Raw genomic sequence first — 12,781 nt, forward strand, 5'->3', positions numbered from 1 at the left:
CATATCGATACGGCCCCGCGCCCCTAGGTCAGTCCAGCTGCGCCCTGCTTGTCAGTTGCCGGAGTTGCCTGACCTCCTGGCGTAGTTCCTCCAGTTCCAAGAACACCCTCACCTTCGCCCGCAGCACCCAAGGGTCGAACGGCTTGCGTACGAAGTCGGCCGCGCCCGTGGCATAGCCGCGGAAGGCGTAGCCGGAGTCGTCGTCCGCGCCGGTCAGGAAGATGATCGGGACGTCCTTGGTCTGGTCGAGGCGTTTGATGTTGGCGGCGGTCTCGAAGCCGTCCATGCCGGGCATGCGGACGTCGAGGAGGACCAGGGCGAAGCGGCGGCGCAGGAGGGCCTTCATGGCCTCCTCGCCGGAACGGGCGCGCACGAGAGGCTCGTTGAAGGACGCGAGGACCGCCTCCAGGGCGAACAGGTTGTCCTCCATGTCGTCGACCAGGAGTATCCCGGCGCGGTCGTCGCCCCTGCCCTCACTCATCGGACGTCACCTCTCCCTCCAGGCTCCCGACGCTCCCTTCCGACCCGGCGCGCTCCGGGTCGAGGAGGGCGCAGACGACGGTCAGCAGCCGGTCGACGTCCACGGGCTTCGGTACGTAGTCGTGGGCGCCGCGGGCGATGGACTTCTCCCGGTCGCCGGGCATCGCCTTCGCGGTCAGGGCGACGATCGGCAGGCCCGCCCAGCGGGGAGTGCGGCGGATGGCCGCGATCGTCTCGTAGCCGTCCATCTCCGGCATCATGATGTCCATCAGGACCAGCTCGACGTCCGGGTTCCGTTCCAGTGTCTCGATGCCCTCCCGGCCGTTCTCCGCGTACAGCACGGGCATGCCGACGCGGCCCAGGACATGGGTGAGCGCGAAGACGTTGCGGATGTCGTCGTCGACGATCAGCACCCGCCGCCCGGGCAGCACCTGGCCCGCGCGACCCGTCTGCCAGGCCTCCAGCCGGGCCGGGACCGGCCAGGCCTCGTCCGTGTCCTGGGCGGACGGGAAGGGCTCCGCCGTCGGCAGCTCGGGCAGGGTCAGCGTGGTCCGGGCCTCCGCGGCCGGGCCGGTCGCGGTGTGGCCGGGGCTGATCACGGGGACGTACAGCGTGAAGGTGGAACCCTTGCCGGGTTCGCTCTCGGCGACGATACGGCCGCCCAGCAGGCCCGCGATCTCCCGGCTGATGGACAGGCCGAGGCCGGTGCCGCCGTACTTGCGGTTGGTGGTGCCGTCGGCCTGCTGGAACGCCTCGAAGATCACCGGGAGTTTCTCGGCGGCGATGCCGATACCGGTGTCGGAGACGACGAACGCGATGACGTCGTCGCTGCCCTGGACTCTCCCACTCTCGCTCGAGCGGGGGGACCCCCACCGGTGCTCGGGGTCCTTGACCCGGTGCACCCGCAGTTCCACCCGGCCGTTCGCGGTGAACTTGATCGCGTTGGAGAGCAGGTTGCGCAGGATCTGCTGGAGGCGCTGCTCGTCGGAGTACATCTCCCGCGGCACGCTCTCACCGACCGCCACCTCGAAGGCGAGCCCCCGGTCGATGGTGAGCGGGCGGAAGGTGGCGTGGACGTAGTCGAGCAGTTTGATCAGCGGCAGCTTCTTCGGGCGTACGTCCATCCGGCCCGCCTCGATCTTCGACAGGTCGAGGATGTCGTTGATCAGTTGCAGCAGGTCCGAGCCCGAGCGGTGGATCGTCGTCGCGAACTGCACCTCCTGGTCGGTGAGGTGGCCGTCGAGGTTGTCGGACAGGAGGCGGGCCAGGATGAGGAGTGAGTTCAGCGGGGTGCGCAGTTCGTGCGACATGTTCGCCAGGAACTCCGACTTGTACTGCGAGGAGGTCGCCAGGAGGGCCGCCTTCTCCTCCAGTTCGGCGTTGGAGTGCTGCAACTCGGCCTGTTGCTTCTGCAGTTCGTCCGAGCGTTCCTGGAGCTGCATGGCGAGGCGCTGGGACTCGCCGAGCAGGGACTCCGTACGGGAGTTGGCGATGATCGTGTTGATCGCCACGCCGATGGTGCTGACGAACTGGTCGAAGAACGCCAGGTGCACGTCGGAGAAGCGGGAGAAGGAGGCGAGTTCGATCACGCCCAGGAGCTTGTCCTCGAAGAGGATCGGGATGATGACGATCGTCGTCGGGGCAGCCTCCCCGAGACCGCTGTTGATCTTGATGTAGTCCGGCGGTGCCTCCTCCACCAGGATCCGCTTCTTCTCCCGGGCCGCCTGCGCCACCAGCCCGTGCACGGGCAGCCCGCCCGTCTCCACGGTCGCGCCCTGCGCCGCGCCGTACCCCGCTATGAACGCGAGCCCTTTCGTCGGCACCGTCGTCCGCAGGGCCGCGCCGTCCTCGTCCGGGTCGGCCAGGTAGAACGCGCCGTACTGCGCGTTCACCAGCGGGGTCAGCTCGCGCAGGATCAGGTCGGCGACCTCCATCAGGTCGCGGTGGCCCTGCATCAGCGCCGCCAGGCGGGCCAGGTTCGACTCCAGCCAGTCCTTCGCGCGTGTCGTCTCCCGCAGGTTGGCCACCATCAGGTTGATGTTGTCCTTCAGTTCGGCGACCTCGCCGCGCGTCGCCACCGTGATCGAACGGGACATGTCGCCCTGGGCCACCGCGGAGGCCACCTCGGCGATCGCGCGGACCTGGGTGGTCAGGTTCGACGCCAGCTCGTTGACGTTCGTCGTCAGCCGCTTCCAGGTGCCGTAGACACCCTCCACCCGTGCCTGGCCGCCGAGTTGTCCCTCCGATCCGACCTCGCGGGCCACGCGCGTCACCTCCGAGGAGAACGAGGAGAGCGTGTCCACCATGGTGTTGATGGTGGTCTTCAGCTCCAGGATCTCGCCGCGCGCGTCCACGTCGATCTTCTTCGACAGGTCCCCCTGGGCGACGGCGGTGGCCACCTGCGCGATGTTGCGGACCTGGGAGGTCAGGTTGTCCGCCATGTAGTTGACGTTGTCGGTGAGGTCCCGCCACACGCCCGATACGCCCAGCACCTGCGCCCGTCCGCCGAGCCGGCCGTCGGTGCCGACCTCGCGGGCCACCCGGGTCACCTCGTCGGCGAAGGCACGCAGCTGCTCGACCATCGTGTTGACGGTGTCCTTCAACTCCAGGATCTCGCCCCGCGCGTCGACCGTGATCTTCTTGGAGAGGTCGCCGTTGGCGACGGCCGTCGTCACCTGGGCGATGTTGCGGACCTGCGAAGTGAGGTTCAGCGCCATGAAGTTGACGTTGTCCGTGAGGTCCTTCCAGACGCCCGACACGCCCCGCACCTGCGCCTGACCGCCGAGGTTGCCCTCGGTGCCGACCTCGCGCGCGACGCGGGTGACCTCGTCGGCGAAGGCGGAGAGCTGGTCGACCATCGTGTTGATCGTGGACTTCAGCTCCAGGATCTCGCCCTTGGCCTCCACCGTGATCTTCTTACCGAGATCGCCCTGGGCGACCGCGGTGGACACCAGCGCGATGTTCCGCACCTGGGACGTCAGGTTGTCGGCCATGAAATTGACGTTGTCGGTGAGGTCCTTCCATACGCCGGAGACGCCTCTGACCTGGGCGCGGCCGCCGAGGTTGCCCTCGGTGCCGACCTCGCGCGCGACGCGGGTGACCTCGTCGGCGAAGGCGGAGAGCTGGTCGACCATCGTGTTGATCGTCGACTTCAGCTCCAGGATCTCGCCCTGCGCGTCCACCGTGATCTTCTGGCTCAGGTCGCCGTTGGCGACGGCCGTCGTCACCTGGGCGATGTTGCGGACCTGGGAGGTCAGGTTCGAGGCCATGAAGTTGACGTTGTCGGTGAGGTCCTTCCAGACGCCGGAGACGCCTCTGACCTGGGCGCGGCCGCCGAGCCGACCCTCCGTGCCGACCTCACGGGCGACGCGGGTGACCTCGTCGGCGAACGCGGAGAGCTGGTCGACCATCGTGTTCACCGTCAGCTTCAGTTCGAGAAGCTCACCGGTCGCCTCGACGGTCACCGTGCGGGTCAGGTCACCGCGGGCCACCGCTGTGGTCACCAGCGCGATGTCCCGGACCTGCGCGGTCAGCCGGGACGCCATGGTGTTGACCGCCTCCGTCACGTCCCGCCAACTGCCCGAAAGGCCCTGCACCTTGGCCCGCCCGCCGAGCCGCCCGTCGGTGCCGACCTCGCGCGCCAGCCGGGTCACCTCACCGGTGAACAGCGACAACTGGTCGACCATCTTGTTCACGGCCCGGCCCAGCCGCCGCAGATCACCGCGCAGCAGCCGGCTGCCGTCGTGCAGGTCGACCCGCTGCGTCAGATCACCGCCGGCCACCGCGTCCAGGACCCGCGTCGCGTTGGCCGCGGGCGCCACCAGGGCGTCGAGCAACTGGTTCACGTCGTCCACCCTGGACGTCCAGCCGCCCTGCCCCGGGCTGGCCGAGACCCGTTCGTCGAGCCGGCCGTAGCGCACCAGTTCGCGCTTGACGCGCCGCACCTCACCATTGAAGTGGGTGTTGCGGTCGACTATCTGGTTGAACACCGCGGTGATTTCGGCCACGATCCCCTCGCCCGTCTCCGGGGCCTTCGTGAAGTCCCCGTCCCGGGCGGCGGTCATCGCGGCGAGCAGTGGACGCAGGTCGGATGCTCGAATCCGGTCCTCTTTCTGTCCGTCTTCGAGCACACCCGTAGCACTGTTCTCACTCATGGCGGCCCACTTCGGTAACTCGGCGCTTATGGGCGTGGCCAGTCTGTCACTCTGTCGGGATCGACCGAGGCGTATTCGTCCGAACTGCTCGGGGAGCTGTCCATGAGGGCCATTCCGACGCAACGGGAGACCGATTCCGTTGCTTCTGAAGTGCCTGCGCACTCGCGCGCGCAGGCGCGTACGGCCCTGTCCGGAAGCTCCCTCGCGCCCGGATCCGCCCGCGCGCTGCTCCGCGCGGCCCTGGAGGAGTGGACCGACCTCGGCCTGCCCGGCACCGAACACGTCACCGGCCGGCTGGCCGAGGACGCGATGCTCGTCGTCAGTGAACTCGTCACCAACGCCGTTGTGCACGCCGGCACCGACGTGGAGCTGGTGTGCGGCCTGGAGGAGACGGGCGCGGTGGTCGTGGAGGTCTCCGACCACCACCCCTCGCGCCCTCCGCGCGACGGCACCCCCGAAACGCCGTACGAGACACCGGAGTACGGGCGCGGCCTGCGGCTCGTCTCCGCGCTCTCCGAGACCTGGGGCGTCACGTTCCGCCGGGGCGCCAAGACGGTGTGGGCGCGGATACCGGCGCGGGAGGAGGGATACGGCGCGGAAGTGGGGGGCGTCGGTGAGGGATACGGCGCGCACGCCGGTGAGGGATACGGCGCGCACGCCAGGGAGGGGTACGGCGCGCACGCCAGGGAGGGGTACGGGGCGGGAGCGAGCCGGCTGAGCGGCGCGCACGCCGGTGCCATGGAGCTGTACAGCGCCGCGCACATCCCGCTGTACGCCTGGAGCGGCGCCGACCCGCACACCCCCGAGGCCCCGGAGACACCCGCAGTCCCCGCGATCCCGGAGGGCCCCGCGGCCCCCGCGTTTCCGGCGGTTCAGGAGGCCTACGAGGACCGGCGGGCCGGAGGGGAGCGCGACTGGCTCAACCGGGGCGCCCTGTCCTTCCTCGCCGAGGCCTCCGACCTCCTCGCGGGCCAGCTCGACGAGGACCTCGTCGCCTCGCTCACCGCCCAGCTGGTCGTACCGCGCCTCGCCGACTGGTGCGCGGTGTGGCTGGAGGACGAGCTCAGCGGCCGCGGCGGCTGGACGGCGGACGGCACCGCGGGCGCGGGGGCCCGCCTCGCCCGGGTCTGGCACGGCAGCGAGAACCGCATCGAGGAACTGCGCCGGGCCCTGGAGAAGGACCCGCCGCGACCGCCCGACACCTTACGGTCCGGACCCGTGCCGTTCCCCTGGCCCGGCGCGGCGCTCGGCGCGGCCGGGGCGGACGGCGCCGCCCTCGCGTACCGCCTCGTCGCGGGCAGCCGGCCGCTGGGCACGCTGGTCATCGGACGGGCCGCGATACCGCGCTTTCCGGACGAGGTCACCGGCCTCGTCGAGGACCTCGGCCGCCGGGTGGCGCTCGCCATCGGCGCGGCCCGCCAGTACGCCCGCCAGGCCACCATCAGCGCCGTGCTCCAGCGCGGCCTGCTGCCCGGTGCCGTCGCCGAGATACCCGGGGTGCGCAGCGCCCTCGTCTACGAGCCCTGCGACAAGGGCGGGCCAAGCGGCGACTTCTACGACCTGTTCCCGGCCGGCGACGGCCGCTGGTGCTTCGCGGTCGGCGACGTCCAGGGCAAGGGCCCCGAGGCGGCCGTCGTCATCGGGCTCGCCCGGCCCTGGCTGCGGCTGCTGGCCCGCGAGGGCTACGGTGTCGCCGACGTCCTCGACCGCCTCAACCAGCTCCTCCTCGACGACGCCACGGAGGCCGCGGACGCGGCCGCCCGCGCGCTCGTCGGCCCCGCCGTCCCCGGCGACGGCCCGCAGACCCGGTTCCTCTCCCTCCTCTACGGCGAACTGGCCCCCTTCGAGGGAGGCGTCCGCTGCACCCTCGCCTCCGCCGGACATCCGCTGCCGTTACTCCTCGGCCCCGACGGCAGCGTCCGTACGGCCGCGCAACCACAGACCCTCCTGGGCGTCATCGAGGAGGCCACGTACACCTGCGACAGCGTCGAGCTGCGGCCCGGCGACAGCCTGCTGTGCGTCACCGACGGGGTCACCGAGCGCCGCTGCGGCTCGCGCCAGTTCGACGACGGCGACGGACTCGCCACCGTGCTCGCCGGCTGCGCGGGGCTGGACGCGGACCTGATCGCCGAGCGGATCAAGCGGCTGGTGCACGAGTTCGGCGGGCAGCCGCCGGAGGACGACCTGGCGCTGCTGGTGCTGCAGGCCGAGTAGAGCCGCGTGGGACGGTCCGTGGGTGCTGGACAATGGAAGGCATGCCTTCCGCACTCCCCGACGGCGAGCCCGTCCCCTCCGACGGCGCACTCCCCGCGCACGCGCTCACCGGAGCCGCCGCGCGCTCCCTCGGGTTCTACCTGCACGTCCCGTACTGCGCGACCCGCTGCGGCTACTGCGACTTCAACACGTACACCGCGACCGAGCTGCGCGGCACCGGCGGTGTCCTCGCCTCCCGCGACAACTACGCCGACACCCTCGTCGACGAGATCCGCCTGGCCCGCAAGGTTCTCGGCGACGACCCGCGCGAGGTCCGCACGGTCTTCGTCGGCGGCGGTACGCCCACGCTGCTGGCCGCGGACGACCTCGTACGGATGCTGGGGGCGATCCGCGACGAGTTCGGGCTGGCCGCGGACGCGGAGGTCACCACGGAGGCGAACCCGGAGTCGGTGGACCCGGCCTACCTCGCGCGCCTGCGGGAGGGCGGCTTCAACCGGATCTCCTTCGGGATGCAGAGCGCGCGGCAGCACGTGCTGCGCGTACTGGACCGGACGCACACCCCGGGCCGCCCGGAGGCGTGCGTCGCGGAGGCGCGGGCGGCGGGCTTCGAGCACGTGAACCTGGATCTGATCTACGGCACGCCGGGGGAGTCCGACGACGACTGGCGAGCCTCGTTGGAGGCGGCGCTCGGGGCGGGCCCTGACCACGTCTCGGCGTACGCCCTGATCGTCGAGGAGGGCACACAGCTCGCGCGGCGCATCCGCCGGGGCGAGGTGCCGATGACCGACGACGACGTGCACGCCGACCGGTACCTGATCGCGGAGGAGATGCTGTCGGCGGCGGGCTTCGACTGGTACGAGGTGTCGAACTGGGCCACTTCGCCCGCCGGGCGCTGCCTGCACAACGAGCTGTACTGGCGGGGCGCCGACTGGTGGGGCGCGGGGCCGGGGGCGCACTCGCACGTGGGCGGGGTGCGGTGGTGGAACGTGAAGCATCCGGGGGCGTACGCGGCGGCGCTGGCCTCCGGCCGTTCTCCGGGGGCTGGGCGGGAGCTCTTGTCGGAGGAGGACCGCAGGGTGGAGCGGATCCTGCTGGAGCTGCGGCTTCGGGAGGGGGTGCCGCTGTCGTTGCTCCGGGAGGAGGGGCTGGCGGCTTCACGGCGGGCGCTGGGGGAGGGGCTGCTTCAGGAGGGGCCGTACGAGGAGGGGCGGGCGGTGCTGACGCTGCGGGGGCGGTTGCTGGCGGACGCGGTGGTCAGGGACCTGGTGGATTGATCACTCCGGCGAGTGAATCGCCCCGGCACTCCGGTTCGGTCCCTAACCTGGTTCGTAGGCTGCTGCCGTAAATAGCGGTGGCGGAAAACCGGAGGCTGCGGAGATGACCGCTGTGGACGACCGACGGATGACCCCCGGCATCGTGGAGATCTTCGAGAACCTTGCGGTTCCCGAGGGATTCAAGGTCGAGCTCCTCCGGGGGGAAATCGTGATGATGGCGGGGCCGGACGTGATCCACAATGACATCGTGGAGGCGATCCAGGACCAGATTCCCCGGCGCCGCTGGCGGAGGCTGCAAACCCAGGACATCGCGATCCTCGAACAGACGAGTGAGCCACAGCCGGACCTCGTGGTGATCGAGCGCGGCAACGGGCCGGATCACGGAAGGTTGATGCCTTCCGAGGTCATCACGATGTTGGTTGAGGTCGTTTCGAAGACCAGCGTCGATCGGGACTTCGGTGTCAAGCGTTCGATCTACGCGGCCGCGAAGGTCCCCGCCTACCTGATCATCGACCCGGTCATGGCCCAGTGCGTCCTGTTGACCAACCCGGTCGGAGCTGGCGAGGAAGCCGACTATCGGAAGCAGTTCCTCGTGAAGTTCGGTGAGCCGCTGCCGCTGGACATCCTGGGCATCGAACTGGACACCAAGGATTTCGGCACCTTCCCCAACGTCAGGCCCCACCGCTACCCGTGACGAAATCGATCAGCTCCTCCACCCGCCCCAGCAACTCCGGCTCCAGGTCCCGGTAAGACCGCACCCGCCCCAGGATCCCCTGCCAAGCCACCCCGGTGTTTTCCGGCCACCTCAGCGCCCGGCACACCCCCGTCTTCCAGTCCTGCCCGCGCGGTACGCGCGGCCACGCCTCGATCCCCAGCGCTGCCGGCTTCACCGCCTCCCAGATGTCGATGTACGGGTGGCCCACCACGAGCGCGTGCTCACTCGTCACCGACTCCGCGATGCGCCACTCCTTCGACCCCGGCACGAGGTGGTCCACCAGCACGCCGAGCCGTGCGTCCGGGCCCGGGTCGAATTCGGCCACGATCGACGGGAGGTCGTCCACGCCCTCCAGGTACTCCACCACCACGCCCTCGATGCGCAGGTCGTCGCCCCACACCTTTTCGACCAGTTCGGCGTCATGCCGGCCCTCGACATAGATGCGCCCCGCTCGGGCGACACGCGCGCGTGCGCCGGGGACGGCCACCGAACCGGACGCCGTACGGGTGGGCCGTACCGGAGCCGATGAAGTGGGACGTACGAGCGTCACCACCTTGCCCTCCAGCAGAAACCCACGCGGCTCCAGCGGGAACACCCGGTGCTTGCCGAAGCGGTCCTCCAGGGTCACCGTGCCCGCCTCGCAGCGGATCACCGCGCCGCAGAAACCCGTGCCGGGTTCCTCGATCACCAGACCGGGCTCCGCCGGTACCTCGGGGACGGGCTGGGGCTTCTTCCAGGGAGGGGTCAGGTCGGCGGAGTACTGGCGCATTCGGATGACGATAGGAGAACCCGCCGCGCCGTCACGGCGACACGCCGAAACGCGCCGCCAGCGCGTCCCGCTGCGACCGTACGAACGCCGCGTCCACCACCGCTCCGTGACCCGGCACGTACAGCGCGTCCTCGCCGCCGAGGTCGAGGAGCCGGTCGAGGGCGGCCGGCCACCGGTCCGGTACGGCGTCGGGCCCCGCCTGGGGATCGCCGGACTCCTCGACGAGGTCGCCGCAGAAGACGATCTCCGGGTCACCGGGGACGAGGACCGCGAGGTCGTGGGCGGTGTGCCCGGGGCCCACGTTCGCGAGCAGCGCCTGCCGGCCGTCGCCCAGGTCGAGCGTCCACTCCCCGGAGACGTGGTGGTGCGGGCGGACGAGCGTCTCCACCGCCTCGTCCGCCACCCACGGGTCCAGCCCGTTGGCCACGGCGTCCCGGCGCAGCTCCTCACGCCCGTGCGCGAACACCGTGTCGATGCCCACCGCGCCGAAGACCTCCGCGCCCGCGAACGCCGCCGCCCCGAAGACATGGTCGAAGTGGGGATGGGTGAGAGCGAGATGAGTCACACGCCGGCCCGCCAGCTCCTGCGCCGCGTACCGCAGCCGCGCGCCCTCCGCCAGGCTGGCCCCCGCGTCGATCACGAGGACCGCGCCCGGCCCGACGACCAGCCCCGCCGTGCAGTCCCACCCGGGCAGCCGGCACCGGCCCACCCCGGCCGCCACCCGCTCCCAGCCGAGCTCTTCCCAAGTAACGGTCATACCGCGACGCTAGCGGGGGAGAAGGGGCGGGTGCGGGGTGCCGGGGACCAGCCTTGCCCCGGGTGTACCCCCCAGCCGTACACTGGGCCGGGGAACGTTGGCACTCGCACGCACAGAGTGCCAGGTGGCTGTCAAGGGGACGAGTTCGGAGGTGCGCGCGGATGCTGAGTGAACGCAGGCTTCAGGTGCTGCGCGCGATCGTCCAGGACTACGTCGGCACCGAGGAGCCGGTCGGCTCGAAGGCGCTCACCGAACGGCACAACCTCGGCGTCTCCCCGGCGACGGTCCGCAACGACATGGCGGCCCTGGAGGACGAGGGGTACATCGCCCAGCCGCACACCAGTGCCGGGCGCATCCCCACGGACAAGGGCTACCGGCTGTTCGTCGACAAGCTGGCCGGCGTGAAGCCGATGACCGCGCCCGAGCGGCGCGCCATCCAGAACTTCCTCGAGGGCGCCGTCGACCTGGACGACGTCGTGGCCCGTACCGTACGGCTGCTCGCGCAGCTGACGCGGCAGGTGGCCGTCGTGCAGTACCCCTCGCTGACCCGTTCGACCGTGCGGCACGTGGAGCTGCTCTCACTCGCCCCCGCGCGCGTGATGCTCGTGCTGATCACGGACACCGGCCGGGTCGAGCAGCGTATGGTCGACTGTCCGGCGCCGTTCGGCGAGGCGTCCCTGGCGGACCTGCGGGCACGGCTGAACAGCCGGGTCGCGGGCCGTCGCTTCGCGGACGTGCCGCGGCTGGTGGAGGACCTGCCGGAAGGGTTCGACGCCGAGGACCGCGGTACGGTCTCGACGGTGCTCTCCACTCTGCTGGAGACACTCGTCGAGGAGAACGAGGAGCGGCTGATGATCGGCGGTACCGCCAATCTCACTCGCTTCGGACATGACTTTCCCCTCACCATCCGGCCCGTCCTGGAGGCCCTGGAGGAGCAGGTCGTGCTCCTCAAACTCCTGGGCGAGGCGGGGGATTCGGGCATGACCGTACGCATCGGTCACGAGAACGCCTACGAGGGACTCAACTCCACTTCGGTGGTGTCGGTCGGCTACGGTTCGGGCGGCGAGGCAGTCGCCAAGCTCGGCGTGGTCGGACCGACCCGCATGGATTACCCGGGAACGATGGGAGCGGTACGCGCAGTGGCACGGTACGTCGGACAGATCCTGGCGGAGTCGTAAGTGGCCACGGACTATTACGCCGTTCTCGGCGTGCGCCGCGACGCGTCGCAGGAAGAGATCAAGAAGGCCTTCCGGCGGCTCGCGCGCGAGCTGCACCCGGACGTCAACCCCGATCCGAAGACCCAGGAGCGGTTCAAGGAGATCAACGCCGCCTACGAGGTGTTGTCGGACCCGCAGAAGAAGCAGGTCTACGACCTCGGCGGCGACCCGCTCTCGCAGGCCGGCGGCGGTGGCGCGGGCGGCTTCGGCGCCGGTGGCTTCGGCAACTTCTCCGACATCATGGACGCGTTCTTCGGTACGGCGTCCCAGCGGGGCCCGAGGTCGCGTACGCGGCGCGGGCAGGACGCGATGATCCGGCTGGAGATCGAGCTCGACGAGGCCGCCTTCGGCACGACCAAGGACCTCCAGGTCGACACGGCGATCGTCTGCTCCACCTGCAGTGGTGAGGGCGCGGCGCCGGGCACCTCGGCCCAGACGTGTGACATGTGCCGCGGCCGCGGTGAGGTGTCGCAGGTGACGCGGTCCTTCCTGGGCCAGGTCATGACGTCCCGGCCGTGCCCGCAGTGTCAGGGCTTCGGCACCGTGGTCCCCACTCCCTGCCCGGAGTGCGCCGGTGACGGCCGGGTCCGCCACCGCCGCACCCTGACGGTGAAGATCCCGGCCGGTGTCGACAACGGCACGCGCATCCAGCTCGCCGGTGAGGGCGAGGTCGGACCCGGTGGCGGTCCCGCGGGTGACCTGTACGTCGAGATCCACGAGCTGCCGCACTCCACGTTCCAGCGGCGCGGCGACGATCTGCACTGCACGGTGACGATCCCGATGACGGCGGCGTCCCTCGGCACGAAGGTGCCGCTGGAGACGCTGGACGGCCTCGAGGAGGTCGACATCCGGCCCGGCACCCAGTCCGGCCAGTCGATCCCGCTGCACGGCCGTGGCGTCACCCACCTGCGCGGCGGCGGCCGCGGCGACCTCATCGTCCACGTCGAGGTCCAGACCCCGACCAAGCTGGACCCCGAGCAGGAGCGGTTGCTGCGCGAGCTGTCCAAGCTGCGCGGCGAGGAACGGCCCCAGGGCCAGTTCCAGCCTGGGCAGCAGGGGTTGTTCTCGCGGCTGAAGGACGCGTTCAACGGTCGCTGACGGGACTGGTGGCTGCTGCCGGGGGTCCGGGGGTTGCCCCCGGGCGCTGAAGGACGCGTTCAACGGTCGCTGATCCTGGCGGTCCCCTTGGCTGGTGCCAAGG

Annotated in this window: 8 protein-coding genes and 1 pseudogene; 5 read left to right on the forward strand and 4 right to left on the reverse strand. The window is 70.7% G+C overall.

Annotation, left to right across the window (positions count from 1 at the left end; translation table 11 throughout):
* Positions 1-37 precede the first annotated feature (37 nt).
* Positions 38-481: pseudogene (locus tag IG99_RS19440) on the reverse strand (response regulator); the annotation flags it as partial.
* Positions 474-4,634 carry a HAMP domain-containing protein gene (locus IG99_RS19445; RefSeq protein ID WP_199815558.1) on the reverse strand — a complete coding sequence of 1,387 codons (4,161 nt, stop codon included), beginning with the start codon at positions 4,632-4,634 and terminating at the stop codon, positions 474-476. The gene IG99_RS19445 and the pseudogene IG99_RS19440, both read right to left, overlap by 8 nt.
* Positions 4,635-4,736: 102 nt before the next feature.
* Between IG99_RS19445 and IG99_RS19450 the strand changes: the two genes are divergently transcribed.
* The 3 genes from IG99_RS19450 to IG99_RS19460 all read left to right on the forward strand — a co-directional run bounded on the left by IG99_RS19450 (position 4,737) and on the right by IG99_RS19460 (position 8,816).
* Positions 4,737-6,848: an ATP-binding SpoIIE family protein phosphatase gene (locus tag IG99_RS19450; protein ID WP_037675675.1), complete on the forward strand. Its 2,112-nt coding sequence runs from the start codon at positions 4,737-4,739 to the stop codon at positions 6,846-6,848.
* Between the two features lie 41 nt (positions 6,849-6,889).
* Positions 6,890-8,122, forward strand: a complete 1,233-nt coding sequence (gene hemW / locus IG99_RS19455) for a radical SAM family heme chaperone HemW (RefSeq protein WP_037675676.1) — start codon at positions 6,890-6,892, stop codon at positions 8,120-8,122.
* A 103-nt stretch (positions 8,123-8,225) separates the two neighbouring features.
* Positions 8,226-8,816: a Uma2 family endonuclease gene (locus IG99_RS19460; protein WP_037675677.1), complete on the forward strand. Its 591-nt coding sequence runs from the start codon at positions 8,226-8,228 to the stop codon at positions 8,814-8,816.
* On the opposite strand, the gene IG99_RS19465 is transcribed toward IG99_RS19460, so the two are convergent.
* Both IG99_RS19465 and IG99_RS19470 read right to left on the reverse strand, forming a co-directional pair.
* Entirely contained in the window at positions 8,794-9,606 is an 813-nt protein-coding gene (locus IG99_RS19465; protein ID WP_037675679.1) for a DUF3097 domain-containing protein, read from the reverse strand. The genes IG99_RS19460 and IG99_RS19465 overlap by 23 nt on opposite strands.
* Before the next feature lie 31 nt (positions 9,607-9,637).
* Positions 9,638-10,363, reverse strand: a complete 726-nt coding sequence (locus tag IG99_RS19470; protein ID WP_037675681.1) for an MBL fold metallo-hydrolase — start codon at positions 10,361-10,363, stop codon at positions 9,638-9,640.
* Between the two features lie 161 nt (positions 10,364-10,524).
* On the opposite strand from IG99_RS19470, the gene hrcA reads away from it, so the two are divergent.
* Both hrcA and dnaJ read left to right on the forward strand, forming a co-directional pair.
* Entirely contained in the window at positions 10,525-11,541 is a 1,017-nt protein-coding gene (hrcA, locus tag IG99_RS19475) for a heat-inducible transcriptional repressor HrcA (protein WP_037675682.1), read from the forward strand.
* The gene (gene dnaJ / locus IG99_RS19480) at positions 11,542-12,678 is read left to right on the forward strand and encodes a molecular chaperone DnaJ (RefSeq protein ID WP_037675686.1); all 1,137 of its coding nucleotides are present in this window, start codon (positions 11,542-11,544) and stop codon (positions 12,676-12,678) included.
* Positions 12,679-12,781 lie beyond the last annotated feature (103 nt).

The organism is Streptomyces griseus subsp. griseus (assembly GCF_000720255.1).
Taxonomy (GTDB): Bacteria; Actinomycetota; Actinomycetes; order Streptomycetales; family Streptomycetaceae; genus Streptomyces; species Streptomyces griseus_I.